The organism is Pseudomonas sp. TE31087 (assembly GCF_057284075.1).
This window is the reverse complement of record NZ_JBXVNN010000001.1, coordinates 2,609,086-2,632,287: the sequence shown is the minus strand read 5'-3', so window position 1 is coordinate 2,632,287 and position 23,202 is coordinate 2,609,086. Positions and strand designations below refer to the sequence as shown.

General features: G+C 65.6%; 24 protein-coding genes and 5 tRNA genes. 21 read left to right on the top strand and 8 right to left on the bottom strand.

The window, feature by feature from the left end; genetic code table 11:
- Positions 1-92: 92 nt before the first annotated feature.
- Complete coding sequence (locus ACZ899_RS11785) at positions 93-1,304, bottom strand: pyridoxal phosphate-dependent aminotransferase (RefSeq protein WP_050704677.1); 1,212 nt, start codon at positions 1,302-1,304, stop codon at positions 93-95.
- Between the two features lie 167 nt (positions 1,305-1,471).
- Here ACZ899_RS11785 and msrB point away from each other — a divergent pair, with 167 nt between their 5' ends.
- Together msrB and ACZ899_RS11775 are read left to right on the top strand one after the other, a co-directional pair.
- Entirely contained in the window at positions 1,472-1,867 is a 396-nt protein-coding gene (gene msrB / locus ACZ899_RS11780) for a peptide-methionine (R)-S-oxide reductase MsrB (protein WP_110736678.1), read from the top strand.
- Positions 1,868-1,879: 12 nt separating this feature from the next.
- Positions 1,880-2,368, top strand: a complete 489-nt coding sequence (locus ACZ899_RS11775) for a glutathione peroxidase (RefSeq protein ID WP_203647569.1) — start codon at positions 1,880-1,882, stop codon at positions 2,366-2,368.
- Here ACZ899_RS11775 and ACZ899_RS11770 read toward each other — a convergent pair.
- Entirely contained in the window at positions 2,358-4,712 is a 2,355-nt protein-coding gene (locus ACZ899_RS11770) for a response regulator (RefSeq protein WP_203647568.1), read from the bottom strand. The genes ACZ899_RS11775 and ACZ899_RS11770 overlap by 11 nt on opposite strands.
- Before the next feature lie 167 nt (positions 4,713-4,879).
- Here ACZ899_RS11770 and ACZ899_RS11765 point away from each other — a divergent pair, with 167 nt between their 5' ends.
- Both ACZ899_RS11765 and ACZ899_RS11760 read left to right on the top strand, forming a co-directional pair.
- Positions 4,880-5,767, top strand: coding sequence for an ATP-binding protein (locus ACZ899_RS11765; protein ID WP_234561548.1), 888 nt, complete (start codon positions 4,880-4,882; stop codon positions 5,765-5,767).
- Positions 5,768-6,250, top strand: coding sequence for a GAF domain-containing protein (locus ACZ899_RS11760; protein WP_203647566.1), 483 nt, complete (start codon positions 5,768-5,770; stop codon positions 6,248-6,250).
- A gap of 159 nt (positions 6,251-6,409) precedes the next feature.
- Here ACZ899_RS11760 and ACZ899_RS11755 read toward each other — a convergent pair whose 3' ends face one another.
- A complete protein-coding gene (locus ACZ899_RS11755) occupies positions 6,410-7,177 on the bottom strand; it encodes a hypothetical protein (RefSeq protein WP_050704683.1) in 768 nt (255 codons plus the stop codon).
- 447 nt (positions 7,178-7,624) lie between these two features.
- Between ACZ899_RS11755 and ACZ899_RS11750 the strand changes: the two genes are divergently transcribed.
- The 6 genes from ACZ899_RS11750 (at position 7,625) to ACZ899_RS11725 (ending at position 8,658) form a co-directional block, all read left to right on the top strand.
- Positions 7,625-7,700: transfer RNA gene (locus ACZ899_RS11750), tRNA-Glu, on the top strand.
- A gap of 4 nt (positions 7,701-7,704) precedes the next feature.
- Positions 7,705-7,780, top strand: a tRNA-Gly gene (locus ACZ899_RS11745).
- 92 nt (positions 7,781-7,872) lie between these two features.
- Positions 7,873-7,948 (top strand) — tRNA-Glu (locus ACZ899_RS11740).
- 5 nt (positions 7,949-7,953) lie between these two features.
- A tRNA-Gly gene (locus tag ACZ899_RS11735) sits at positions 7,954-8,029 on the top strand.
- Between the two features lie 81 nt (positions 8,030-8,110).
- Positions 8,111-8,186, top strand: a tRNA-Gly gene (locus tag ACZ899_RS11730).
- Positions 8,187-8,433: 247 nt separating this feature from the next.
- A complete protein-coding gene (locus tag ACZ899_RS11725; RefSeq protein ID WP_232857574.1) occupies positions 8,434-8,658 on the top strand; it encodes a hypothetical protein in 225 nt (74 codons plus the stop codon).
- A gap of 63 nt (positions 8,659-8,721) precedes the next feature.
- Here the strand turns inward: ACZ899_RS11725 and ACZ899_RS11720 are convergent, their stop codons facing one another.
- The 4 genes from ACZ899_RS11720 to ACZ899_RS11705 form a co-directional block, all read right to left on the bottom strand.
- On the bottom strand, positions 8,722-9,132 hold the full coding sequence (locus ACZ899_RS11720; RefSeq protein ID WP_234561549.1) for a PA2817 family protein: 411 nt from the start codon (positions 9,130-9,132) through the stop codon (positions 8,722-8,724).
- A gap of 174 nt (positions 9,133-9,306) precedes the next feature.
- Positions 9,307-11,754, bottom strand: coding sequence for an acyl-CoA dehydrogenase (locus ACZ899_RS11715; protein ID WP_203647564.1), 2,448 nt, complete (start codon positions 11,752-11,754; stop codon positions 9,307-9,309).
- 206 nt (positions 11,755-11,960) lie between these two features.
- Entirely contained in the window at positions 11,961-12,200 is a 240-nt protein-coding gene (locus ACZ899_RS11710; protein ID WP_028690971.1) for a DUF3077 domain-containing protein, read from the bottom strand.
- Positions 12,197-12,436 carry a hypothetical protein gene (locus ACZ899_RS11705; protein ID WP_267967160.1) on the bottom strand — a complete coding sequence of 80 codons (240 nt, stop codon included), beginning with the start codon at positions 12,434-12,436 and terminating at the stop codon, positions 12,197-12,199. The genes ACZ899_RS11710 and ACZ899_RS11705 overlap by 4 nt, the downstream gene beginning before the upstream one ends.
- A 533-nt stretch (positions 12,437-12,969) precedes the next feature.
- Between ACZ899_RS11705 and ACZ899_RS11700 the strand changes: the two genes are divergently transcribed.
- From ACZ899_RS11700 to ACZ899_RS11690, 3 genes are all read left to right on the top strand, one after another.
- Positions 12,970-13,593, top strand: a complete 624-nt coding sequence (locus tag ACZ899_RS11700) for a glutathione S-transferase (RefSeq protein WP_234561550.1) — start codon at positions 12,970-12,972, stop codon at positions 13,591-13,593.
- A 132-nt stretch (positions 13,594-13,725) separates the two neighbouring features.
- Positions 13,726-14,658 carry an ABC transporter ATP-binding protein gene (locus ACZ899_RS11695; protein WP_028690973.1) on the top strand — a complete coding sequence of 311 codons (933 nt, stop codon included), beginning with the start codon at positions 13,726-13,728 and terminating at the stop codon, positions 14,656-14,658.
- The gene (locus ACZ899_RS11690; RefSeq protein ID WP_186716199.1) at positions 14,655-15,434 is read left to right on the top strand and encodes an ABC transporter permease; all 780 of its coding nucleotides are present in this window, start codon (positions 14,655-14,657) and stop codon (positions 15,432-15,434) included. The genes ACZ899_RS11695 and ACZ899_RS11690 overlap by 4 nt, the downstream gene beginning before the upstream one ends.
- On the opposite strand, the gene ACZ899_RS11685 is transcribed toward ACZ899_RS11690, so the two are convergent.
- Positions 15,318-15,959: a DUF2062 domain-containing protein gene (locus ACZ899_RS11685; RefSeq protein WP_139121109.1), complete on the bottom strand. Its 642-nt coding sequence runs from the start codon at positions 15,957-15,959 to the stop codon at positions 15,318-15,320. The genes ACZ899_RS11690 and ACZ899_RS11685 overlap by 117 nt on opposite strands.
- 144 nt (positions 15,960-16,103) lie before the next feature.
- Between ACZ899_RS11685 and ACZ899_RS11680 the strand changes: the two genes are divergently transcribed.
- The 8 genes from ACZ899_RS11680 (at position 16,104) to murB (ending at position 23,034) form a co-directional block, all read left to right on the top strand.
- On the top strand, positions 16,104-18,320 hold the full coding sequence (locus ACZ899_RS11680) for a DNA internalization-related competence protein ComEC/Rec2 (RefSeq protein WP_234561551.1): 2,217 nt from the start codon (positions 16,104-16,106) through the stop codon (positions 18,318-18,320).
- 182 nt (positions 18,321-18,502) lie between these two features.
- Positions 18,503-19,138, top strand: a complete 636-nt coding sequence (locus tag ACZ899_RS11675; RefSeq protein WP_028690976.1) for a MotA/TolQ/ExbB proton channel family protein — start codon at positions 18,503-18,505, stop codon at positions 19,136-19,138.
- Positions 19,135-19,569 (top strand): ExbD/TolR family protein, encoded by a 435-nt coding sequence (locus ACZ899_RS11670; protein WP_028690977.1) that lies wholly within the window; start codon positions 19,135-19,137, stop codon positions 19,567-19,569. The genes ACZ899_RS11675 and ACZ899_RS11670 overlap by 4 nt, the downstream gene beginning before the upstream one ends.
- Complete coding sequence (gene lpxK, locus ACZ899_RS11665) at positions 19,569-20,573, top strand: tetraacyldisaccharide 4'-kinase (RefSeq protein ID WP_234561552.1); 1,005 nt, start codon at positions 19,569-19,571, stop codon at positions 20,571-20,573. Before ACZ899_RS11670 ends, lpxK begins: the two co-directional genes overlap by 1 nt.
- Positions 20,574-20,607: 34 nt before the next feature.
- Positions 20,608-20,793 (top strand): Trm112 family protein, encoded by a 186-nt coding sequence (locus tag ACZ899_RS11660; RefSeq protein ID WP_011532874.1) that lies wholly within the window; start codon positions 20,608-20,610, stop codon positions 20,791-20,793.
- Entirely contained in the window at positions 20,790-21,554 is a 765-nt protein-coding gene (kdsB, locus tag ACZ899_RS11655) for a 3-deoxy-manno-octulosonate cytidylyltransferase (protein ID WP_203647554.1), read from the top strand. Before ACZ899_RS11660 ends, kdsB begins: the two co-directional genes overlap by 4 nt.
- On the top strand, positions 21,554-22,018 hold the full coding sequence (locus ACZ899_RS11650) for a low molecular weight protein-tyrosine-phosphatase (protein WP_110739310.1): 465 nt from the start codon (positions 21,554-21,556) through the stop codon (positions 22,016-22,018). Before kdsB ends, ACZ899_RS11650 begins: the two co-directional genes overlap by 1 nt.
- Positions 22,015-23,034: a UDP-N-acetylmuramate dehydrogenase gene (gene murB / locus ACZ899_RS11645; protein ID WP_234561553.1), complete on the top strand. Its 1,020-nt coding sequence runs from the start codon at positions 22,015-22,017 to the stop codon at positions 23,032-23,034. Before ACZ899_RS11650 ends, murB begins: the two co-directional genes overlap by 4 nt.
- Positions 23,035-23,202: the final 168 nt, after the last annotated feature.

Here is a 23,202-nt window from a genome sequence, read left to right as displayed (position 1 = left end):
TAAGGCAAAATCATCGCGGGGCAAGCCCGCTCCCACGCCAGCCCGTATGGGGTAGGCGTGGGAGCGGGCTTGCCCCGCGATGACGGTATCGCTTACTGCGAATAAGTGCGCAGGAAATTACCGATCCGGCCAATGGCCTGTTCCAGATCATCCACCCGCGGCAGCGTCACCACGCGGAAGTGGTCCGGCCATGGCCAGTTGAACGCCGTGCCCTGGACGATCAGCAGCTTCTCCGACAGCAGCAGGTCGAGCACGAACTTCTCGTCGTTGAAGATCGGGCAGACCTTCGGGTCGATCTTCGGAAACGCGTACAGCGCGCCCATCGGCTTGACGCAGCTCACCCCGGGGATGGCATTGAGCAGCTCGTAGGTACGGTTGCGCTGCTCCAGCAGGCGCCCCGGCGGCAGCACCAGGTCGTTGATGCTCTGGTAGCCGCCCAGGGCGGTCTGGATCGCGTGCTGGGCCGGCACGTTGGCGCACAGGCGCATGTTGGCCAGCATGTCGATGCCTTCGATGTAGCTCTGGGCGTGGTGCTTGGGCCCGGAGATGATCAGCCAGCCGGAGCGGAAGCCCGCCACCCGGTACGACTTGGACAGGCCGTTGAAGGTCAGGCACAGCAGGTCCGGGGCCAGCGACGCGGTGCTGATGTGCACGGCCTCGTCGTAGAGGATCTTGTCGTAGATCTCGTCGGAGAACACCACCAGGTTGTGCTGGCGCGCCAGCTCCAGCATGCCCAGCAGCAATTCCTTGGAATACACAGCGCCGGTCGGGTTGTTCGGGTTGATGATCACCAGGGCCTTGGTGTTCGGGGTGATCTTGGCCTTGATGTCGTCCAGGTCGGGGAACCAGTCGGCCTGCTCGTCGCACAGGTAGTGCACCGGCTTGCCGCCGGCCAGGCTCACCGCGGCGGTCCACAGCGGGTAGTCGGGGGCCGGGATCAGCACCTCGTCGCCGTTGTTGAGCAGCGCCTGCATCGACATCACGATCAGCTCGGACACACCGTTGCCGAGGTAGATGTCCTCGATGGTGACGCCTTCGATTTCCTTCTGCTGGCAGTACTGCATCACCGCCTTGCGCGCGCTGAACAGACCCTTGGAGTCGCTGTAGCCCTGGGCGGTGGGCAGGTTGCGGATCACGTCCTGGAGGATTTCGTCCGGCGCCTCGAAACCAAACGGCGCCGGGTTGCCGATGTTCAGCTTGAGGATGCGGTGGCCTTCCTCTTCCAGGCGTTTGGCGTGCTTGAGCACTGGGCCGCGAATGTCGTAGCAGACATTGGCGAGCTTGTTCGATTTGCTGAACTGCATGATGAGATCCCGAGTGAGAATACGCGCCGCCCTTGCTCGAAAGGTTTGAAAGGGCGGGAAGCGGGTGCCAGACTGGCTGCCTTGCACACGAAGCCAACTAATATACGTGCCACCCGCGCCAGGGAAAAGCCGGTGCGAGGTGAAATTCAGCCTGCCGAGGTCCCATCATGCAAAAGATCGACAAAACCCTGGACGAATGGCGCGCCATGCTCGATCCGGCCCAGTACCAGGTGTGCCGGCTCAAGGGCACCGAGCGGCCGTTCAGCGGCAAGTACAACAGCGAGCGCCGCGACGGCATCTACCACTGCATCTGCTGCGACCTGCCGCTGTTCGACGCCAAGGCCAAGTTCGATTCCGGCTGCGGCTGGCCGAGCTTCTACGAGCCGATCGAAGAAGCCGCGATGATCGAGATCCGCGACACCTCCCACGGCATGATCCGCACCGAAGTCACTTGCGCGCAGTGTGATGCCCACCTGGGCCATGTATTTCCCGACGGCCCGCCGCCGACCGGGCTACGCTACTGCATCAACTCGGTGTGCCTGGACCTCAAGCCACGCGATTGACGGAGAGCGAACATGGCCGATGCGCTGCTGGACATCCCCTGCGTCACCCTCGGTGGCGAACAGAAAGTGCTGGGCGACTTCGCCGGCAAGGCGCTGCTGGTGGTCAACACCGCCAGCCAGTGCGGTTTCACCCCGCAATACAAGGGCCTCGAACGCCTGTGGCAGGAGTACCGCGACCAGGGCCTGGTGGTGCTGGGCTTCCCCTGCAACCAGTTCGGCAAGCAGGAGCCGGGCGACGCCCGGGAGATCGCGCAGTTCTGCGAGCTCAACTTCGGCGTGAGTTTTCCGCTGTTTCGCAAGGTCGAGGTCAACGGCCCCGGTGCCCACCCGCTGTTCGCCGAGCTCAAGCGCCGGGCGCCGGGCGTGCTGGGCACGCAGAAGATCAAGTGGAACTTCACCAAGTTCCTGGTCGACCCGCGCACCGGCAAGGTCAGCCGCTTTGCCCCGACCACCAAGCCCGAGGCGCTGAAGTCGGCGATCGAGCCGCTGCTCAACCGCTGACCGGCACCCAGTGCTCGATCAGCGCCAGCAGTTCCTCGCGGCGGAACGGCTTGGCCAGGTAGTCGTTCATGCCTGCGGCGCGGCAGCGCTCGCGCTCCTCGGGCATGGCGTTGGCGGTCAGCGCGACGATCGGCAGCTCCGGCCAGCGGCTGCTCTGGCGGATCCGTCGGCTGGCCTCGTAGCCATCCATCACCGGCATGTTGCAGTCCATCAGCACCAGGTCGAAGCTGTCCCGCTCCAGGCAGTCCAGGGCCTCCTGGCCGTGGGCAGCCACCTGCACCTGGCAGCCGAGCTTGCCCAGCATGCCCTTGGCCACCAGCTGGTTCACCGGGTTGTCCTCCACCAGCAGGATGCGCGCCCTCAGCTCCCTGGAGGCCGGTACCTCGTGGGGCAGTGGCGCGTTGGGCTCGCCCTGCAAGGTGCGGCGCAGGGTCTGGTACAAGGCATTGCGTGCCAGGGGGCGGGCCAGTTGCTGCAAGGGCGCCAGTTGCTCGGCCTGCTCGGTGGGCAGGAAGTTACCGTAGGCGGTCACCAGCAGGATCGGTGCCTCGATGGCCGGGCGCAGGTCGAGCACGTGGTCCAGGTCGTCGGTAATCAGCAGGTCGACAGCCGTGCCGGCCAGGTCCTTGGCATCCTCATGACGCACGTATTCCAGCCCCCAGCGCGGCAACAGCCCCTCCAGCAGCTCGGCCAGGCCACTGCCGGGGTTGCCCAGGGCCACCACCCGCCCGTTCAATGGCGCCGGCGGGATCGCCTCGGTGTGCGCCGGTAGCGGCAGGTCGGCGCTGAAGCGGCTGCCGAAGCCGGTTTCGGACTGGATATGCAGATGCCCCTGCATGGCCTTGCACAGGTTGCGGGTCAGGGCCAGGCCCAGGCCAGTGCCGCCGTACTGGCGAGTGATGCCGGCGCCGGCCTGGGTGAACGGCTGGAAGATCCGCGCCTGGGCCTCCTCGGGGATGCCGATGCCGGTGTCGCTCACCTCCAGGCGGATACCGCCGACGATGCTGCAAAGGCGCACGTCGACGCGGCCGAAACGGGTGAACTTGAGGGCGTTGGACAGCAGGTTGCTGACGATCTGCCGCACCCGGGTCGGGTCGCCCAGCACCGTGCTGGGGAAGTCCGGGGCGACCAGGCAGGTCAGTTCGACGCTGGGCGCGGCGTTTTGCGACAGCAGGTTGGCGGTGTCCTCGACCATGGCGCCGAGGTCGAACGGAATGCGCTCGAGCTCCAGCTGGCCGGCGTCGAACTTGGACAGGTCGAGGATATCGTTGAGCAACTCCACCAGTACCTTGCCCGAGTCGTGGGCGATCGACAGCTGCTGGCGCTGCTCGGGCGCCAGGCCACTGTCCAGGGCCAGGGCGATCATGCCCAGCATGCCGTTGAGCGGGGTGCGGATCTCGTGGCTCATGTTGGCCAGGAAGGCGGCGCGGGCCTGGGCCATGTCCAGGGCGCGCTGGCGCGCCTCGTCCAGCTCCTGGTTGGACAGGCTCAGGCGGCTGTTGCTGGCCTTGAGCTCGGTGGTACGCGCCGAGACGATGTCCTCCAGCTCGTTGAGGTACTGGGTCAGACGGTTCTCGGCGGTGCGCCGCTGCTGGATCTCGGTGGCCATGCTGACGAACTGCTGGTTGGCGACCCGCACCAGCACGCCGATCTCGTCGTTCTCGTGGCCCTTGGGGCAGTCCACGCGGTTCTGCCTGGGCGTGCGCGCATCGTTGCCGCTGAGCGCGCCGATCACCGTCACCAGTGGCTTGGTCAGCATCAGGTAGAACAGCCCCAGTAGGATGCCGGTGAGCACCAGGCTGCGGGCAAAGCCGTTGACCAGGGTGACCCCGGCGCGGTCGAGGAAGCGCCCGCCGAAGGTGTAGGTGTCGACATCCAGGTAAAGGGTGCCGAGGTATTCGTCGGGCATGTGGGCGAGGAACAGCCGGTCCTGGAACTGGCGCTGCTCGCCGAACAGGAAGTCCGACAGCGGTCGGTAGCGGCTCTCCGTGCTGGGGCGCTGTACGTCGGCCAGCACGGTGTCGTTGTTGTCGATCAGCCGCGCGCGGATCAGTGCCGGCGATTTCAGCAGGCCGCCGGTCAGCTCCTGGGCCAGCTCCGTGTCGATGTTGTAGGCGATGCGCGAGGCCGTGTCGTGGCTGATCTTCAGCAGTGCCTGAATTTCACGGTTGATGGACGCGTCTTCGCTGGCATAATCGATGCCGATCTGGATGAGACTGAGCAATGTTCCCAGGATGAAGCCGACCAGGACTGTCAACCGGGCTTGCTTGTATGACAGGCGATTGGTGAACTTGATATCCATGGGTCCCAAGCCGGTTACTTGCTCCGTGCGCTGCGCAAGCATAGCCGATCAGCCCTGGCTGCTGGCGGGTCTGTCGAACATTCAGCTTTTGTCCGTGCCGGCCCCTTCGCGGGTAAACCCGCTCCCACAGGGGCCACTGCCTGCTGTGGGAGCGGGTTTACCCGCGAAGGGGCCGGCACGGTACCGAAACCTGATTTGCAGGAGCCCTCATGGACACCCGCCTTACCGCTTTCCTAGACCGCGCAGAATCCGTCCTCGCCCGCCTCGAACCCCTGCTGCCGGCCCCGCGCCCGGACATCGACTGGACCCGTACCCTGGCCGCCCGCTGGCAACGCGACGGCCGCAGCGGCTACCTGATGCCCCTCGAAGTCAGCCTCGACATCCGCCTGTCCGACCTGATCGGCGTCGACCAGCAGCGTGAGCAGCTGGGCCGCAACACCCACCAGTTCATCAACGGCATGCCGGCCAACCACGCCCTGCTGTGGGGTTCGCGCGGCACCGGCAAGTCGTCGCTGGTGCGTGCGCTGCTGGCCGAGCATGCGGGCCAGGGCCTGCGCCTGATCGAAATCGAGCGCGACCACCTGGCCGACCTGCCGCGGGTGGTCGAGCAACTGCAAAAACTTGAACAACGCTTCATCCTGTTCTGCGACGACCTGTCGTTCGAAGCCGGGGAGGGCGACTACCGGGTGCTCAAGAGCGTGCTCGACGGCTCGCTGGAGCAAGCCCCGGACAACGTGCTGCTGTACGCCACCTCCAACCGCCGCCACCTGGTGCCGGAGAAGCAGAGCGACAACGAGAACTGGAAGATGGTCGACGGCGAGCTGCACCCCAACGAGGCGGTGGAGGACAAGATCGCCCTGTCCGACCGTTTCGGCCTGTGGCTGTCGTTCTACCCGTTCAGCCAGGAGCATTTCCTCAACGTGGTCGAGCACTGGATCGGCCAGCTGGCGCGCCCGGCCGGGCTGCAGTGGCAGCGCAGCGAAGCGCTCGACATCCTCGCCGTGCGCTGGGCCACCGGCCGCGGCAACCGTAATGGCCGTTGTGCCTATCAGTTCGCCCGCTACTGGGTCGGGCTGCAATTGCTGGAGCAGAAATAAATGATCGACCTCAACGCCAGTGGCCAAGGCCTCGATGGCTACGACCTGCTGGCCGCGCAAGTGCAGGCGCTGTTCGCCGACGAGCGCGACTTCATCGCCAACGCCGCGCAGTTCTCGGCCTTTTTGTACAACCAGGTAGAGGACCTGAACTGGGCGGGCTTCTATATCAACCGCAACGAAGAACTGGTGCTCGGCCCGTTCCAGGGCCAGGTGGCCTGCGTGCGCATCCCCTTCAGCCGGGGCGTGTGCGGTGCCGCGGCGGCTACCCGCACGACCCAGCGGGTCGAGGATGTGCATGCGTTCCCCGGGCATATCGCCTGTGACAGCGCGTCCAACAGCGAGTTGGTGATCCCGTTGGTCAAGGCCGGCAGGCTGATCGGCGTGCTCGACCTGGACAGCCCGAAGCTGGCGCGCTTCAGCGAGGCCGACCAGGTGGGGCTGGAGCGGTTGGTCGAGGTGTTCCTCGAGTTGACCGATTGCTGAAATGAAGAAGGGGCCTGCGAAGGCCCCTTTCTATCTCAAGATCGCTGGGACTGCTTTGCAGCCCTTGCCGGCCGGTCCAAGCAACCGCGATCCCCTGTAGGAGCGGCCTTGTGTCGCGAAAGGGGCGCAAAGCGCCCCCAGGATCCGTCAGGCAACCAATCAGTCGTAAATAACCTTCTTCTTCCAGGTCTCATCCTCATCAGTCTTGAGCCCCTGGGTCAGCGCATTCTGTTCATTCTCCGCCGGCTCCATCTGGTCCAGCACCTGGGCGTTGGCCCGGTTCAGCAGTTTCTCCAGGTAAGTCAGCTGCTCTTCATACTGCTTGGGCTCAGGCTGCTTGCGCAGGTACTGCACGCCACGCTCGAACGCCAGGCGCGCCTGCCCCGGCTGGTTTTGCTGCAGGGCCTGCTGGCCGAGGTTGTTGAAGAACTCGATATGCAGCAACACCAGGATATGGCGGATCTCCTTGACCCAGTACTTGCCCTCGTTGGTCGCGAGGAACCCTTCCTGGGTGGCGCGCACGATCTGGTTGTGCAGCAGCTCCAGCAAAAAGCGCACATCCTTGGCCTTGACCTCGGTTTGGATCGGCGAGGGCGGGTTGCTGACCGGGATTCTCTCACCCTGGCCGATCAGCCCCTCCAGCTCGGCGATACGTGCCTTGAGGTCACCACTGTGCTTGTCCAGCGCCAGCTGGCGCTGGTTGAGGTTCAGTTCCAGGCGGGTCAACAGCAGCTTGAGCGCAGGCGTCATGAACTGCCCGGGGAAGGTCTCGGTGATTTCGCCGCAGCGGCGCAGGCGGTCGGCCAGCTCGACCTTGAGCCGTGCACGCTCGAGCTTGCCGTTCTCGACCACATTGTTGAGGTAGCCGATCACGATCAGCAGCGCGATACCCGCAACGATAAGCAGGGTGATCAGAAGTGGTGTCACCGTTAACGCCTCATGAAGAAGTTTTGCATCTATCGAGAGTGTAGTGAGTCCGCCCGAAAGCGAACAGTGCAGCCTGGCGGACAGTCCTGCGCTCCATTGAACCTGTGGCGGATTCGTGGGAGCGGCGGTGCGCCGATGCGACTTGCCCCGCGATGGGGCCCTCAGCCTTACCTCTATCTATCGGCCCGTAATCCAAAACCTACAGATAGTGGCACATCGCTACGAGCTTGCCGAGCCAACGTCAGAAAAGCAACGCCAATCCCCGGACGCATCCTGCACCACCGCCCATGACGACGGGAAGTCATTGATTTAAATAAATTTCTACAAAGGGGTTGACGACCTTCCAAGGCATCCATAGAATGCGCGCCACTTGCAGCGTAAAGCACACAGCGAAACGCGGCAGGGAGTGAAAGCAAGCAGTACTTTAATAGGTAATGCGAGCAGCGTGTCCCCTTCGTCTAGTGGCCTAGGACACCGCCCTTTCACGGCGGTAACAGGGGTTCGAGTCCCCTAGGGGACGCCATATTGCGGGAATAGCTCAGTTGGTAGAGCACGACCTTGCCAAGGTCGGGGTCGCGAGTTCGAGTCTCGTTTCCCGCTCCAGTTTCTCCGGCACTGCTTCGGCAGGGCAGGAAAAGAAAATCCAGGCTGAATCGTGAGGTTCATGTTCTGGTGCGCTGAAAAGCGTCGGCTTAGTCCCCTTCGTCTAGTGGCCTAGGACACCGCCCTTTCACGGCGGTAACAGGGGTTCGAGTCCCCTAGGGGACGCCATATTTGCGGGAATAGCTCAGTTGGTAGAGCACGACCTTGCCAAGGTCGGGGTCGCGAGTTCGAGTCTCGTTTCCCGCTCCAGTTTCAACGCATCGTTTCCGACGGTGCAGGTGGTGAAGGTCGTCAAGGCGCTTCACGCCACATGCGGTAAAGCTTCACCCTGCGGGAATAGCTCAGTTGGTAGAGCACGACCTTGCCAAGGTCGGGGTCGCGAGTTCGAGTCTCGTTTCCCGCTCCAAATTGAAAACGCCACTTCGTTTGAAGTGGCGTTTTTTTTTGCTCGCGAGATTGGTTTTTTGGGGCGAGCTGGCTCTGCACACCTATCAATTTTACTAGTTGGCTAATGTCGTCTGGGGGCGTACAACGGCATGGCGCTACTCGTTACGCCCGATGTTCGTACTCATACCATCAGTTATTACTCTGTCGGGGGAGAATGTTGGGCGCGCCTGATCACACTCCATTCTGCCTTGAACAAGGAAGGAGCAATGACCGTGACGATCGAAACGACGGATTTGGAAGTCCAGCTGGAGATATGTAAACGGGCGGTCGATGCGTGGAGGCGTTATGAAGAAAGTAAAGGGAAGCAGCCCCCTTCGCAGGTAGAACGACTTCGACTGGAAGCAGAGTTCTTATGTTCTTCGGCGCATCATTTTTTCGGGGGTGAGGCTAGGATTCCCCCTGACTTGCTAGATCGTGATTTGGCGGAGTGAATTCACTTGTCCCGCTCAGGTGATTGGGGTTCCCGGCCCAGATGGGGCCGGGATGCATCTATATCAGTGAATATCACCCTGAGCAGGCTTGGCTAGCAGTTGCTTTTCTTGGTGCCAATCAAACGGTTCACCGTTCTGCTCGGCCTCGTAGCGGCGCTCTTCCAGCGTTTGGTAAAGCTCCAACTCTTCATCCGGCATGAAATGCAGGCAATCGCCACCAAAGAACCACAGCAGGTCACGCGGCACCAGGTGGGCGATCTGCGGGTAGCGCTGGATCACCTGGCAGATCAGGTCCTGGCCCAGGTACTGGCTTTGCAGCGGGTTCTGGGGCAGCAGGGTGAGCAGTTCGTCGAAGCGCTCGAGGAACAGGGCGTGGCTTTCCTCCGGGACCTGTTCGGCTTCACCCAGCGCCGCCAGGATGGTGCGCAGGTGGTGGAGCAGTTGCAGGTGGTATTCCAGGTGGGGGTTGGCCATGGCGGCGGTCCTCGGGGTGGTTGAAACGGGGGGCGGAGTATACGCCGGTTTTGCATAGGCTGGCAGCGTAGCTGCCTGTGCTGGCGCTATCGCGGGGCAAGTCCGCTCCCACGAACACATGTTCACGGCTTGTTCGTGGGAGCGGGCTTGCCCCGCGATGTTGTCGATGAATGTTCAGCGCACTTTGCCTGCTTCGGGCAACAGCACTTCCTTGTCGAACGCATCCACATCGATCACCACCCGCCGCGCCTGCTCGGCCTGATGCAGGCGTTGGCCTTCCTCCGCTTGCAAGGCGCCCGCTTCGATGGCGGCGTCGATCACCGATTGCCCTGGTGTCGCCTGCACCTTACCTTCCTTGATGGCCTGATGCAGCGCCTTGTGCAGCGGGGCGGCATCGTCCAGCAGGTCGCAGGCGGTCTGCAGCGCGGCCACCGGGTCGCCGTCGGCCTGAGGCCTGAAGCAGCCCGCCAGCAGCTCTTCCAGCGCCGGGTCGCCTTTGCGGCGGCCGATCAGCGCCGCCACCTCGGCATCCAGTTCATCGCTGGGCCCGGTATGCCGGCGGCCGAACGGGAACACCAGCACGCGCAGGGCGCAGCCCAGGAAGCGGTTGGGGAAGTTGTCGAGCAACGCATCGAGCGCTTTCTCGGCCTGCCCCAGGCTTTCCTCCAGGGCCCAGCGCAGCAGGGGGCGCAGATGCTCGGGCGAGCCGAGGTCGTGGTAGCGCTTGAGCGCGGCGCTGGACAGGTACAGGTAGCTGAGCACATCACCCAGCCGGGCGCTCAGGCGTTCGCGCCGCTTGAGCGCGCCGCCCAGCAGCATCATCGACAGGTCGGCCAGCAGGGCGAACGCCGCCGCCTGGCGGTTGAGGGCGCGGAAGTAGCCCTGGCTCAAGGCATCGCCCGGGACCTTCTCGAAATGCCCCAGGCCCAGGCCCAGCACCAGGGTGCTGGCGGCGTTGCCGGCGGCGAACAGGATGTGCTGCAGCAGCAGGTCGTCGAACTCGTTCAGCGCCTGGTCGTGGTCCTCGCGCCCGGCCAGGGCCATTTCCCTGAGCACGAACGGGTGGCAGCGGATTGCGCCCTGGCCGAAGATCATCAGGTTGCGCGACAGGATGTTGGCCCCCTCGACGGTGATGAAGATCGGCGCGCCTTGCCAGTTGCGGCCCAGGTAGTTGTTCGGGCCCATGATGATGCCCTTGCCGCCGTGCACGTCCATGGCGTGCTGGATGCACTCGCGGCCGCGCTCGGTGAGGTGGTACTTGAGGATCGCCGACAGCACCGAGGGTTTTTCCCCCAGGTCGACAGCCTTGGCGGTGAGCAGGCGGGCGCTGTCCATCAGCCAGGCGTTGCCGCCGATGCGTGCCAGGGATTCCTGGATGCCTTCGAAGGCGGCCAGCGGTACGTTGAACTGTTCGCGCACGCGGGCGTATTGGCCGGTGACCAGGCTGGTGTACTTGGCCGCGCCCGTGCCGACCGCCGGCAGGGAGATCGAGCGGCCCACTGACAGGCAGTTCATCAGCATCATCCAGCCCTTGCCGAGCATGGCCTGGCCGCCGATCAGGCAGTCCAGCGGCACGAATACGTCCTTGCCGCTGTTGGGGCCGTTCATGAATGCGGCGCCCAGCGGCAGGTGGCGCTGGCCGATCTCCACGCCGGGGAGGTCGGTGGGGATCAGCGCCAGGCTGATGCCCAGCTCGGTCTGCTCTCCCAACAGGTGGTCGGGGTCGTAGGCCTTGAAGGCCAGGCCCAGCAGGGTGGCGACCGGGCCGAGGGTGATGTAGCGCTTTTCCCAGTTCAGGCGCAGGCCGATGACTTCTTCACCCTGCCACTGGCCTTTGCAGATGACGCCGGTGTCGGGCATGGCCCCGGCGTCGGAGCCGGCCAGGGGGCCGGTGAGGGCGAAGCAGGGGATGTCGTCGCCACGGGCCAGGCGCGGCAGGTAGTGGCTGCGCTGTTCGTCGGTGCCGTAGTGCAGCAGCAGTTCGGCCGGGCCCAGGGAGTTGGGCACCATCACCGTGGAGGCCAGGTCGCCGCTGCGGGTGGCCAGTTTCATCGCCACCTGGGAGTGGGCGTAGGCCGAGAAACCCTTGCCGCCGTATTCCTTGGGGATGATCAGGGCGAAGAAGCCGTGCTGCTTGATGAAGTCCCAGGCTTGCGGCGGCAGGTCGAGGTCCTGGCCGATCTGCCAGTCGCTGACCATGGCGCACAGCTGCTCGGTGGGGCCGTCGATGAAGGCCTGTTCCTCCTCGCTGAGCTTGGGCGCGGGGTAGTCGAGCAGGGTGTTCCAGTCGGGGCGGCCGCTGAACAGGTGGCCGTCCCACCACACGGTGCCGGCGTCGATGGCTTCGCGCTCGGTCTGCGACATCGGCGGCAGGGTGCGCTGGAACCAGCTGAACATCGGCGCGGTGAACAGTTTGCGGCGCATTTCTGGCAGGACGAAGAAGGCGACCTTGAGGGCGATCACCACCCAGATCAGCGTCAGCAGCCAGCCCGGCGCCGTGCTGAACAGGCCCATGAGCAGTGTGTAGGCGGCGATTGCCGCGAGGATCTGCAACGGCGCCAGGCGTCGATGCAGTAGATACGCGGCGCCTAGCACCAGGACCAGCAACCACAACAGCAGCATGATTCTTCCTCCTTGGAAGCGGGGGGCGGGGGCGATCCACAGAGCTTAGACGTGTTGGGGTGGATGGCCTGCCTAGGAAATGACAGGGTGGGGCGCTGGGAGTTCGGTGGGGAATGTCATGCAGTCATCGCGGGGCAAGCCCGCTCCCACGCCAGATATGCAATGCGGGCGTGGGAGCGGGCTTGCCCCGCGATGCGGTCATCAGATCATCTGGAGCGGTTCAACCCCACCTCCATGTCATCGATCAGCGCCTTGGCCATCGCGCTGAGGATCCGCGCCGAGCTGCCGGCCAGCAGGTCGCCTTCCATCTCCGCTTCGCAAGTCAGGTGGCGGATGCAGCCGAGCAGCACCGACAACTCGCTGAAGGCGTCTTCGAAGGTAACGCCCGGCTCGACCTTGAACAGGTCCAGGCAGGTGGTGCGGCCTGCGGTATGCCCGCGGCTCATGGCTGCACCTGCGGCTTGTGCTCGAGCAGGGCGCAGGCGAGCTGGCCGAGGTAGTCGCTGGCGGTGAACAGGCGGTCCTGGGCTTCGCCGGGCTCGGTCTTGAAGTAGATGTCGAGGACATCGGAGATGGCGGTGGCCACTTCGACGGCGGCGGCCATGGCGTCGTCGCGGGGGAGGGTGGGGCGGATGGTGATGAAGTGGCAGAGACGGGGTGGGTCTGGGACGATTTTTTTCATGGTCAAGAGTCCTATGTGGTTACTGAAAACCACCAGCCAGGTCCTTTCTCACGAGGTAAGGGTGGCGGCCGTGTACGAGGTGAGAAAACCGGGACATAGGACAAACCCGGCCAGACCGAAGCCTGCCCGCACACGGCCACCATGACGAAGCCGCTGGTTGTCATATGTAGTCGGGTTTCTCACACCCGGTCACCCAATGTGGCGACCCGATGAAGTTATCCCCGGGGTATTTCCCCGACAACGTGGCGGCTTCCGGCAAGCGCGTAGGATAGTTCCCAAGCTTTGCTGGCTGAAGCATTTGGTTTCAGGTTCGGAAAGATCTGACAGTCTCTGAGGTCGCTGGGGCTGCTGCGCAGCCCTTTCGCGGCACAAGGCCGCTCCTACAGGATATGCGCCAGTTCTGCCGTGGTGCGGTCCCTGTAGGAGCGGCCTTGTGCCGCGAAAGGGCCGCAAAGCGGCCCCCCGCTTTCACTGGCACCGCCCACCGCTTGGAGTAGACTGACCCCTCTCCCGCATTCATTAAGGACGTTGCCATGCTGAAGATCTGGGGCCGCAAGAATTCGAGCAATGTGCGCAAGGCGTTGTGGATCGCCCACGAGCTGGGCCTGGACTTCGAGTCCATCGATGCCGGCGGCGCCTTCGGCGTGGTCAACGAACCGCATTACCGGGCACTCAATCCCAACGGCCTGGTGCCCATGCTCGAAGACGGCGACCTGGTGCTGTGGGAGTCCAACACCATCGTGCGCTACCTGTGCGCCGAGTACGGCGAAGAACAAGGCTGGTACCTCGACGACCCGCGCCAGCGCGCCCTGGCCGACAAGTGGATGGACTGGACCACCTCGTCCTTCGCCGGTCCCTTCCGTCCGCTGTTCTGGGGCCTGCTGCGCACCGCCGAGGACCAGCGCGACTGGGTGGCGATCAACGCCGCGCACAAACAGTGCGCGCAACTGCTGGCCATCGCCGACGAGACCCTGGCCAAACAGCCGTACCTCTCCGGCGAGCAGATCGGCATGGGCGACATTCCCCTGGGCAGCTTCATCTACGCCTGGTTCGAAATGCCCATCGAACGCCCGGCCATGCGCCACCTCGAAGCCTGGTACGCGCTCCTCAAGCAGCGCCCGGCCTACCAGGCAGCGGTGATGACCGCCCTGACGTGACGCCACTTCGATAGTCATTATCAATAGATGTGACTGTACTTGTGCGGCCAGCCCTTGCACCATGGCCGCACTCACTGCGCCAGTGACTTCACCTGGCGTGTCCCGCACCCTTTTCTCGGTACCCGACCCGCTATGAGTTCCGCCCTGTCCATCCGACAGCTGACCAAGACCTACGGCAACGGTTTCCAGGCCCTCAAGGGCATCGACCTGGACGTTTCCGAAGGCGACTTCTTCGCCTTGCTCGGCCCCAACGGCGCCGGCAAGTCCACCACCATCGGCATTCTCTCGACCCTGGTGAACAAGACCAGCGGCACGGTCAACGTGTTCGGCCACGACCTGGACCGCGAGCCTGCGGCGCTCAAGCGCTGCCTGGGCGTGGTGCCCCAGGAGTTCAACTTCAACCAGTTCGAGAAGACCTTCGACATCGTCGTCACCCAGGCCGGCTACTACGGCATCCCGCCCAAGGTGGCCAAGGAGCGCGCCGAGCAGTACCTGACGCAGCTCGGGCTGTGGGACAAGCGCGACGTGCCGTCGCGTTCGCTGTCCGGCGGCATGAAGCGCCGGCTGATGATCGCCCGGGCGCTGATCCACGAGCCGCGCCTGTTGATCCTCGACGAGCCGACCGCCGGGGTCGACATCGAGCTGCGCCGTTCGATGTGGAGCTTCCTCACCGAGCTCAACCAGAAGGGCATCACCATCATCCTCACCACCCACTACCTCGAAGAGGCCGAGCAGCTGTGCCGCAACATCGGCATCATCGACCACGGCACCATCGTCGAGAACACCAGCATGCGCCAGCTGCTGGGCAAGCTGCATGTCGAGACCTTCGTCCTCGACCTCAAGCATGACTTGCCCGCCGCGCCTGAGCTGCAGGGCTACCCGTGCCGGCTGATCACCCCGCACACCCTGGAGGTGCAGGTGGACAAGGACATCGGCATCACCGCGCTGTTCGGCCAGCTGGCGCTGAAGAACATCGAGGTGCAGAGCCTGCGCAACAAGACCAACCGACTCGAGGAGCTGTTCGTGTCCCTGGTGGAAAAGAACCTGTCGAAGGTGGCCGTATGAGTGTGGAGCTGCGCACCAACTGGGTCGCCCTGAACACCATCGTCTACCGCGAAGTGCGGCGCTTCTTGCGCATCTGGCCGCAGACCCTGCTGCCGCCGGCGATCACCATGGTCCTGTACTTCGTGATCTTCGGTAACCTGATCGGCCGGCAGATCGGCGACATGGGCGGCTTCACCTACATGGAGTACATCGTGCCAGGGCTGATCATGATGTCGGTGATCACCAACTCCTACGGCAACGTGGTGTCGAGCTTCTTTGGCAGCAAGTTCCAGCGCTCCATCGAGGAACTGATGGTCTCGCCGGTGTCGCCGCACACCATCCTCGTCGGTTATGTGCTGGGTGGCGTGCTGCGCGGCTTGGCGGTGGGGGTGATCGTGACTTTCCTGTCGCTGTTCTTCACCGATTTGCAGGTGCATCACCTGGGGGTGACGGTCATCGTGGTGCTGCTGACGGCGACGATCTTTTCGCTGCTGGGCTTTGTCAACGCAGTATTCGCCCGCAACTTCGACGACATCTCGATCATTCCGACCTTCGTGCTGACGCCGCTGACCTACCTGGGCGGGGTGTTCTACTCGATCAACCTGCTGCCGCCGTTCTGGCAGACCGTGTCGCTGGCAAACCCCGTGCTGCACATGGTCAACTCGTTCCGCTACGGCATCCTAGGGGTGTCGGACATCAGCATCGGCACGGCGATCAGCTTCATGCTGGTGGCCACCGCGCTGCTCTACCTGCTGTGCGTGCGCCTGCTGGTCAGCGGCCGCGGCATGCGTGCCTGAGCTGCGGGTGAGGGCACAGCGGCACTGGCGCCGGCGCCACTGCCGGCCCACCCACCAGCGCCAGTAGCCCATGGTGGTGAAGTAGGCGAGCACGCCGAGCACCACCCCGCACACCACCGAGCCGAGCAGGAACGGTTGCCAGATCGTCGCCAGCTGGTCGGTGACCCAGTCGACGGTGATTTCCTCGGGCAGGGTGCGCGGCGGCACCTGCATCAGCCAGGCGCCGGTCATGTAGGTGACGAAGAACACCGGCGGCATGGTCAGCGGGTTGGTCAGCCACACCAGGCTCACCGCGATCGGCAGGTTGCCGCGCACCGGGATCGCCAGCGCGGCGGCCAGCAGCATCTGCATGGGAATCGGGATCAGCGCCGCGAACAGGCCGACGCCCATGGCCCGCGCCACCGAATGGCGATTCAGGTGCCACAGGTTGGGGTCGTGCAGCAGCTTGCCGAAAAAGCGTAAGGACTTGTGTTCGCGGATGCTGGTCGGGTCCGGCATGTAGCGTTTGAACAGACGGCGCGGCATGTGGGCTCCCGGCGGGGTTGAAGGGCGTCAGTATGCCTTCATTCAAGCGCAACCTCGTTCAGAGTTTGTGACAATTGATTAGCAGGTTTTTCCCGCCAATCGGCTAAGCCTCAGGGGGCGTTTTCGCTTCTGGAGCTCTATCTCATGCGCACAGGGATGCTGGCGCTGGTCCTCGGGCTGTTGAGCCTGCGCTTCTTGCCTGCCTTGCCACCGGTCGGATGGTTGATTCCACTGCTGTTGCTGGCCCTGGCCTGCCTGCGTACCCGGGCCTGGCCGCTGGGCGGGTTCCTGCTGGGTGTTTGCTGGGCCTGCTGGTCGGCGCAGCAGGCCCTGGACGACCGCCTGCCTGCCGCGCTGGACGGCCGCACGCTGTGGCTGGAGGGGCGGGTGGTGGGCCTGCCGACCCGCACCGAGCGCGGCGTGCGTTTCGAGTTGGAGCAGCCGCAGTCGCGCCGGGCCCGGTTGCCGCAGCGGGTGCAATTGAGCTGGTTCGACGGGCCGCCGCTGCGGGCGGGGGAACAGTGGCGGCTGGCGGTCAACCTGCGCCGGCCGCAGGGCCTGCTCAACCCATATGGTCCTGATCAGGAGGCCACGCTGTTGGCGCGGCGGGTCGGTGCCACCGGCACGGTCAAGGCCGGTACGCGCCAGGGTGAGGAGGCCAGTAGTTGGCGCGACGGCCTGCGCCAGCGCTTGCTGACCACCGATGCCCATGGCCGGGAGGCGGCGTTGGCCGCGTTGGTGCTCGGGGATGGCGCAGGCCTGGCGCGGGAGGACTGGCAGGTGCTGCAGGCCACCGGCACGGTGCACCTGCTGGTGATTTCCGGGCAGCACATTGGCTTGCTGGCTGGATTGATCTACGGGCTGGTGGCGGGGCTGGCGCGCCTGGGGGGCTGGCCCCGGCGGTTGCCGTGGCTGCCCTGGGCCTGCGGCCTGGCGATGACAGCGGCACTGGGTTACGGCTGGCTGGCGGGGTTCGGCGTGCCGGTGCAGCGGGCGTGCCTGATGCTGGCGGTGGTGCTGCTCTGGCGCTTGCGCTTTCGCCATCTGGGCGCCTGGGTGCCGTTGCTGATGGCGCTGTCGGGCGTGCTGCTGGTCGAGCCGCTGGCCAGCCTGTTGCCGGGATTCTGGCTGTCGTTCGCTGCCGTGGCGGTGCTGGTGTTGTGTTTTGCCGCACGGCTGGGCGCCTGGCGGCCCTGGCAGGCCTGGACCCGTGCCCAGTGGGTGATCGCCGTAGGGTTGTTGCCGGTATTGCTGGCCTTGGGGCTGCCCGTCAGCCTCAGCGCGCCGCTGGCCAATCTGCTGGCGGTGCCGTGGCTTAGTTTGGGCGTGCTGCCGTTGGCGTTGCTGGGTACGGCCCTGCTGCCGGTGCCTGGGCTGGGGGAGGGGATGCTGTGGCTGGCAGGCCTGTCGTTGGACGGCTTGTTTGCCGTACTGACGCGATTGGCGGGCCTGCAGCCGGCCTGGATACCCGAGCCACTGCCGTTGTTCGCCTGGCTGCTGGTATGCCTTGGCGCCTTGCTGGTGCTGCTGCCCCGTGGCGTGCCGTTGCGGGCACCGGGCGCGGTCATGCTGTTGGCGCTATGGGCGCCACGCGAACAGCTGCCTTTGGGCCAGGCGGAAGTCTGGCAGCTGGATGTGGGGCAGGGCCTGGCGGTGTTGCTGCGTACGCGAAATCACGCGCTGCTGTATGACGCAGGTCCGGCCCAGGGTGGCAGTGACCTGGGCGAGACGGTAGTACTGCCGACCTTGCGCAAGCTCGGGGTTAAGGCGCTGGATGTGATGCTGATCAGCCATGGCCATGCCGACCATGCCGGTGGGGCGGCGGCCGTGCGGCGTGGGCTGCCGGTGGCGCGAGTGCTGGCCGGCGAGGTCGCCGGGCTTGAGGCGGCGTCGCTGTGCCGCAGTGGCGAGCGCTGGCGGTGGGATGGCGTTGATTTCGAGCTCTGGCATTGGCCGCAGGGGGCTTCCAGCAACGAGCGCTCCTGTGTGTTGCGGGTGCAGGCCAAGGGCGAGCGCCTGCTGCTGGCCGGGGACATGGAGGCCGGCGCGGAGCGGGCGTGGCTGGCGGCGACCGACGATCCTCGACTGGATTGGTTGCAGGCGCCGCACCATGGCAGCCGCACGTCGTCCAGCGAACCGTTCGTCCAGGCCACGGCGCCGCGTGGGGTGCTGATTTCCCGAGGGCGGCACAATGGCTTCGGGCATCCCCATGGGCAGGTGATCGAGCGTTATCGGCGGGATGGGGTGGCGGTGCATGACACGGCGGTGGAGGGGGCGTTGCGGTTGGTGCTGGGGAGTCGGGGTGGGGTGGAGGGTGTGCGCAGGGGGTGGCGGTTCTGGCGAGAGGTTGACGAGGGCTGAGCCGACGCCATCGCGGGGCAAGCCCGCTCCCACGTAAGCCTGCTCCAACGAGGGTTCCATGCTGGCGTGGGAGCGGGCTTGCCCCGCGATTACGCGGACCGAACGTTTCCCTGACCTCCGGCAGATGAGCCCCAGGCGGTCCTATGGTAGAGTGGCGGCCTTTTTCCGAGGGGATGCTAACTGTGTGGGAATTGGTCAAGTCCGGTGGCTGGATGATGCTGCCGATCATCCTGAGCTCCATCGCCGCCATGGCGATCGTCGTCGAGCGCCTGTGGACCCTGCGCGCCAGCCGTGTCACCCCGCCGCACCTGCTGGGCCAGGTGTGGATGTGGATCAAGGACAAACAACTCACCAGTGACAAGCTCAAGGCCCTGCGCGCCGACTCGCCGCTGGGCGAGATCCTCGCCGCGGGCCTGGCCAACTCGCGCCACGGCCGCGAGATCATGAAGGAGTGCATCGAGGAGGCCGCCTCGCGGGTCATCCACGAGCTGGAACGTTACATCAGCACCCTCGGCACCATCGCCGCCATGGCCCCGCTGCTGGGCCTGCTGGGCACCGTGCTGGGCATGATCGACATCTTCAGCGCCTTCATGGGCTCGCAGATGACCGCCAACGCCGCCGTTCTGGCCGGGGGTATCTCCAAGGCCCTGGTTACCACCGCGGCCGGCCTGATGGTCGGTATCCCGGCGGTGTTCTTCCACCGCTTCCTGCTGCGCCGCATCGATGAGCTGGTGGTGGGCATGGAGCAGGAAGCGATCAAGCTGGTGGAAGTGCTGCAGGGCGACCGCGAAGTGGAAGTGGCCGGAGGCAAGGCGTGAAGTTCCGGCGCAATCGCCAGCGCGAGAACGTCGACATCAACCTGGCGTCGTTGATCGACGTGGTCTTCGTGCTGCTGCTGTTCTTCGTGGTCACCACCACCTTCACCCGCGAGACCCAGTTGCGCGTCGAGCTGCCCGAGGCCAGTAGCGCCGAGCAGCCGCCGGCCGATCAGGGCAAGCTGGTGGAGATCACCATCAGCGCCGACGGCGTGTACTCGGTGAACAACCACTTGCTGCCCAAGAGCGACCTGGACACCCTGACCGAGGCGATCGAGAAGGAGTCCGGCGGTGACATCACCCTGCCGCTGGCCATCAGCGCCGACGGCAAGACCCCGCACCAGGCTGTGATCACCGCAATGGACGCGGCCGGCAAGCTCGGCTTCAGCAAGTTGCGCATGACCACCGTCGAGGCCGCGCAGGGCAAGCCCTGATGGCCTTCGCCGACCGTCTGCTCGCCGCCTGGTACGCCGGGCATCCGGCGCTGGCCCTGCTGCGTCCGCTGGAGGCGCTGTACCGGCGCGTGGTGACGCGCAAGCGCGCGCGCTTCCTCAGCGGCGAAAGCCCCAGCTACCGTGCCCCGGTACCGGTGATCGTGGTGGGCAACATCACCGTCGGCGGTACCGGCAAGACACCGATGATCCTCTGGCTGATCGAGCACTGCCGCCGGCAGGGGCTCAAGGTCGGCGTGGTCAGTCGTGGCTATGGCGCCAAGCCGCCGCACTATCCCTGGCGCGTCCAGGCTGACCAGCCTGCGGAGCAGGCCGGCGACGAGCCCTTGCTGATCGTCCAGCGCACCGGCGTGCCGCTGGTGATCGACCCCGACCGTTCCCGCGCCGTGCAGGCCTTGCTGGCCAGTGACGCACCCGACCTGATTCTGTGCGACGACGGCATGCAGCATTACCGCCTGGCCCGTGACCTGGAGCTGGTGCTGATCGACGCCGCCCGGGGCCTGGGCAATCGCCGCTGCCTGCCGGCCGGCCCGTTGCGTGAACCGGCCGAGCGGCTGGGCGAGGCGGACGCGGTGCTGTTCAACGGCGCCGAGGCCGACCGCGACGATGGCTTTGCCTTCCGCCTGCAACCCTCGGCGCTGATCAACCTGCGCAGCGGCGAACGCCGCGAGCTCGACCTGTTCCCGGCTGGCCAGGCGCTGCACGCCGTGGCCGGCATCGGCAATCCGCAACGTTTCTTCAACACCCTGCTGGGGCTACACTGGCAGCCGGTGCCGCACCCTTTCGCCGACCATGCGCCCTACAGCCGTGAAGTGCTGTCGTTCAGCCCGCCGCTGCCGTTGGTGATGACCGAGAAGGATGCGGTGAAATGCCGGCCCTTCGCCGCCGACGACTGGTGGTACCTGGCGGTCGACGCCGTGCCGACGCCCGCCTTCAGCGCCTGGTTCGACGCCCAGCTCGACCGCCTGCTGCCCGGCCGCCCCTGAGCCTTTTTTCATTTTCCGTCGCAAGGACACCTCCATGGACACCAAACTGCTCGATATCCTGGCCTGCCCGATCACCAAGGGCCCGCTCAAGCTCAGCGCCGACAAGACCGAGCTGATCAGCAAGGGCGCGGGCCTGGCCTATCCGATCCGCGACGGCATCCCGGTGATGCTGGAAAGCGAGGCGCGCACCCTGACCGATGAAGAGCGCCTGGACAAATGAGCCTGGACTTCACCGTGGTGATTCCCGCCCGGCTGCGCTCCACGCGCCTGCCGGGCAAGCCATTGCTGCCGATCGCCGGCAAGCCGATGGTCCAGCATGTGTGGGAGCAGGCGCGCAAGAGCAGTGCCAGCCGCGTGGTCATCGCCACCGACGACACCAGCATTGTCGAAGCCTGCCAAGCGTTCGGCGCCGAAGTGCTGCTGACCCGCGCCGACCATGAGTCGGGCACCGATCGCCTGGCCGAGGTGGCTGCCCAGCTGGGCCTGGCCGCCGATGCCATCGTGGTCAACGTGCAAGGCGACGAGCCGCTGATTCCGCCGGTGATCATCGACCAGGTGGCGGCCAACCTGGCGGCGCACCCGGAAGCCGGCATCGCCACCCTGGCCGAGCCGATCCACGCGCCAGAAACCATCTTCAATCCCAACGCGGTCAAGGTGGTCAGCGACAAGCACGGCCTGGCCCTGACCTTCAGCCGCGCGCCGCTGCCCTGGGCCCGCGACGCCTTCGCCAAAAACCGCGACCAGTTGCCGGAGGGCGTGCCCTATCGCCGCCATATCGGCATGTACGCCTACCGCGTGGGCTTCCTCCAGGACTTCGTCGCCTGGGGCCCGTGCTGGCTGGAGCAGACCGAATCGCTGGAGCAGCTGCGCGCCCTGTGGCACGGCGTGCGCATCCATGTCGCCGACGCCATCGAGGCGCCGGCCGTGGGCGTGGACACCCCTGAAGACCTGGAGCGCGTACGGCGCTTGCTGGAGGCCTGATGCGCGTTTTGTTCGTCTGCCTCGGCAATATCTGCCGTTCTCCGACCGCCGAAGGCGTGCTGCGCCACCAGCTCGAGGCCGCAGGCCTGGGTGATGTGGTGCAGGTGGCCTCCGCCGGCACCGGCGACTGGCATGTCGGCAAGGCGCCCGACAGCCGTACCTGCAAGGCCGCCCTGGCCCGTGGCTACGACCTGTCGCGCCAGCGCGCCCAGCAGGTCAAGGCGGCGCACTTCGCCGAGTACGACCTGGTCCTGGCCATGGACAAGAGCAACCTGGGCAACCTGCAGGCCCTGCGCCCGCACAACGCCAAGGGCGAGCTCGACCTGTTCCTGCGCCGCTATGGCGCGGCCCTGGACGAAGTGCCAGACCCTTACTACGGTGGTGCCGAAGGCTTCGAGCAGGTGCTGGATCTGATCGAGGCGGCCTGTCGCGAGCTGGTCGTGGAAATCAAGGGGCGGTTATGACGACGCACTGGCAGGAGCGGGTGTCGCTCAAGCCCTACAACACCTTCGGCATCGATGTCAGTGCCCGCTACTTCACCCAGGCCCATGACGACGACGAAGTCCGCCAGGCCCTGGCCCAGGCCGCCGAGTGGCAGGTGCCGGTGCTGGTGATCGGCGGCGGCAGCAACCTGTTGCTGTCACGCGATGTCGAGGCCCTGGTGCTGCATATGGCCAGCCGTGGCCGACGCCTGCTCAGCGACGACGGCGAGCGGGTGGTGGTCGAGGCCGAGGCCGGCGAGCCCTGGCACCCGTTTGTGCAGTGGAGCCTTGGGCAGGGGCTGTGCGGGCTGGAAAACCTCAGCCTGATCCCCGGCACCGTGGGCGCCGCGCCGATGCAGAACGTCGGTGCCTATGGCGTGGAGATCAAGGATGTGTTCGCCGGCTTGACCGCGCTGGACCGCGAGACCGGCGAGCTGCGGGACTTCTCGCTGGAGGACTGCGCGTTCGGTTATCGCGACAGCCTGTTCAAGCGCAGCCCCGGGCGCTGGCTGATCCTGCGCGTGCGCTTTGCCTTGAGCCGCACCTTGCAGGCACACCTGGACTACGGCCCGGTGCGTCAGCGCCTGGCGGAGCAGGGCGTCGAGCAGCCGAGCGCGCAGGCGATCAGCGACGCGATCTGCAGTATCCGTCGGGAAAAGCTGCCGGATCCGGCTGAGCTGGGTAACGCTGGGAGCTTCTTCAAGAACCCCGTGGTGCCCGCTGAATTGGTCGAGCGCATCCGTGCCGGGCACCCTGGCGTGGTGGCCTATCCCCAGGCCGATGGCCAGGTGAAGCTGGCGGCCGGCTGGCTGATCGAGCAGGCGGGGTGGAAAGGCTATCGCGATGGTGATGCCGGGGTGCACCGCTTGCAGTCGCTGGTGCTGGTGAACTACGGCCAGGCGAGCGGGGCGCAGTTGCATGCGCTGGCTCGGCGGATCCAGGCGGATATCCTCGAGCGCTTCGGGGTGGAGCTGGAGATGGAGCCGAACCTGTACTGATGGGTTGGCCTGTGCCAGCCCTATCGCGGGGCAAGCCCGCTCCCACGCCACCGTCCCGCGGCTGAGAGGGACTGCGTGGGAGCGGGCTTGCCCCGCGATCACCGGCAGAGCCGGTGCCATCCACACCGGCAAAGAAAAAGCCCCGCCAGTTCGCACTGGCGGGGCTTT

Excerpts from the sequence above, each read along its gene's own strand:
- ACZ899_RS11785 (WP_050704677.1), bottom strand. The coding sequence starts at position 1,304 with ATGCAGTTCAGCAAATCGAACAAGCTCGCCAATGTCTGCTACGACATT.
- msrB (WP_110736678.1), top strand. The coding sequence starts at position 1,472 with ATGCAAAAGATCGACAAAACCCTGGACGAATGGCGCGCCATGCTCGAT.
- ACZ899_RS11775 (WP_203647569.1), top strand. The coding sequence starts at position 1,880 with ATGGCCGATGCGCTGCTGGACATCCCCTGCGTCACCCTCGGTGGCGAA.
- ACZ899_RS11770 (WP_203647568.1), bottom strand. The coding sequence starts at position 4,712 with ATGCTTGCGCAGCGCACGGAGCAAGTAACCGGCTTGGGACCCATGGAT.
- ACZ899_RS11765 (WP_234561548.1), top strand. The coding sequence starts at position 4,880 with ATGGACACCCGCCTTACCGCTTTCCTAGACCGCGCAGAATCCGTCCTC.
- ACZ899_RS11760 (WP_203647566.1), top strand. The coding sequence starts at position 5,768 with ATGATCGACCTCAACGCCAGTGGCCAAGGCCTCGATGGCTACGACCTG.
- ACZ899_RS11725 (WP_232857574.1), top strand. The coding sequence starts at position 8,434 with ATGACCGTGACGATCGAAACGACGGATTTGGAAGTCCAGCTGGAGATA.
- ACZ899_RS11720 (WP_234561549.1), bottom strand. The coding sequence starts at position 9,132 with ATGGCCAACCCCCACCTGGAATACCACCTGCAACTGCTCCACCACCTG.
- ACZ899_RS11715 (WP_203647564.1), bottom strand. The coding sequence starts at position 11,754 with ATGCTGCTGTTGTGGTTGCTGGTCCTGGTGCTAGGCGCCGCGTATCTA.
- ACZ899_RS11710 (WP_028690971.1), bottom strand. The coding sequence starts at position 12,200 with ATGAGCCGCGGGCATACCGCAGGCCGCACCACCTGCCTGGACCTGTTC.
- ACZ899_RS11705 (WP_267967160.1), bottom strand. The coding sequence starts at position 12,436 with ATGAAAAAAATCGTCCCAGACCCACCCCGTCTCTGCCACTTCATCACC.
- ACZ899_RS11700 (WP_234561550.1), top strand. The coding sequence starts at position 12,970 with ATGCTGAAGATCTGGGGCCGCAAGAATTCGAGCAATGTGCGCAAGGCG.
- ACZ899_RS11695 (WP_028690973.1), top strand. The coding sequence starts at position 13,726 with ATGAGTTCCGCCCTGTCCATCCGACAGCTGACCAAGACCTACGGCAAC.
- ACZ899_RS11690 (WP_186716199.1), top strand. The coding sequence starts at position 14,655 with ATGAGTGTGGAGCTGCGCACCAACTGGGTCGCCCTGAACACCATCGTC.
- ACZ899_RS11685 (WP_139121109.1), bottom strand. The coding sequence starts at position 15,959 with ATGCCGCGCCGTCTGTTCAAACGCTACATGCCGGACCCGACCAGCATC.
- ACZ899_RS11680 (WP_234561551.1), top strand. The coding sequence starts at position 16,104 with ATGCGCACAGGGATGCTGGCGCTGGTCCTCGGGCTGTTGAGCCTGCGC.
- lpxK (WP_234561552.1), top strand. The coding sequence starts at position 19,569 with ATGGCCTTCGCCGACCGTCTGCTCGCCGCCTGGTACGCCGGGCATCCG.
- ACZ899_RS11660 (WP_011532874.1), top strand. The coding sequence starts at position 20,608 with ATGGACACCAAACTGCTCGATATCCTGGCCTGCCCGATCACCAAGGGC.
- kdsB (WP_203647554.1), top strand. The coding sequence starts at position 20,790 with ATGAGCCTGGACTTCACCGTGGTGATTCCCGCCCGGCTGCGCTCCACG.
- ACZ899_RS11650 (WP_110739310.1), top strand. The coding sequence starts at position 21,554 with ATGCGCGTTTTGTTCGTCTGCCTCGGCAATATCTGCCGTTCTCCGACC.
- murB (WP_234561553.1), top strand. The coding sequence starts at position 22,015 with ATGACGACGCACTGGCAGGAGCGGGTGTCGCTCAAGCCCTACAACACC.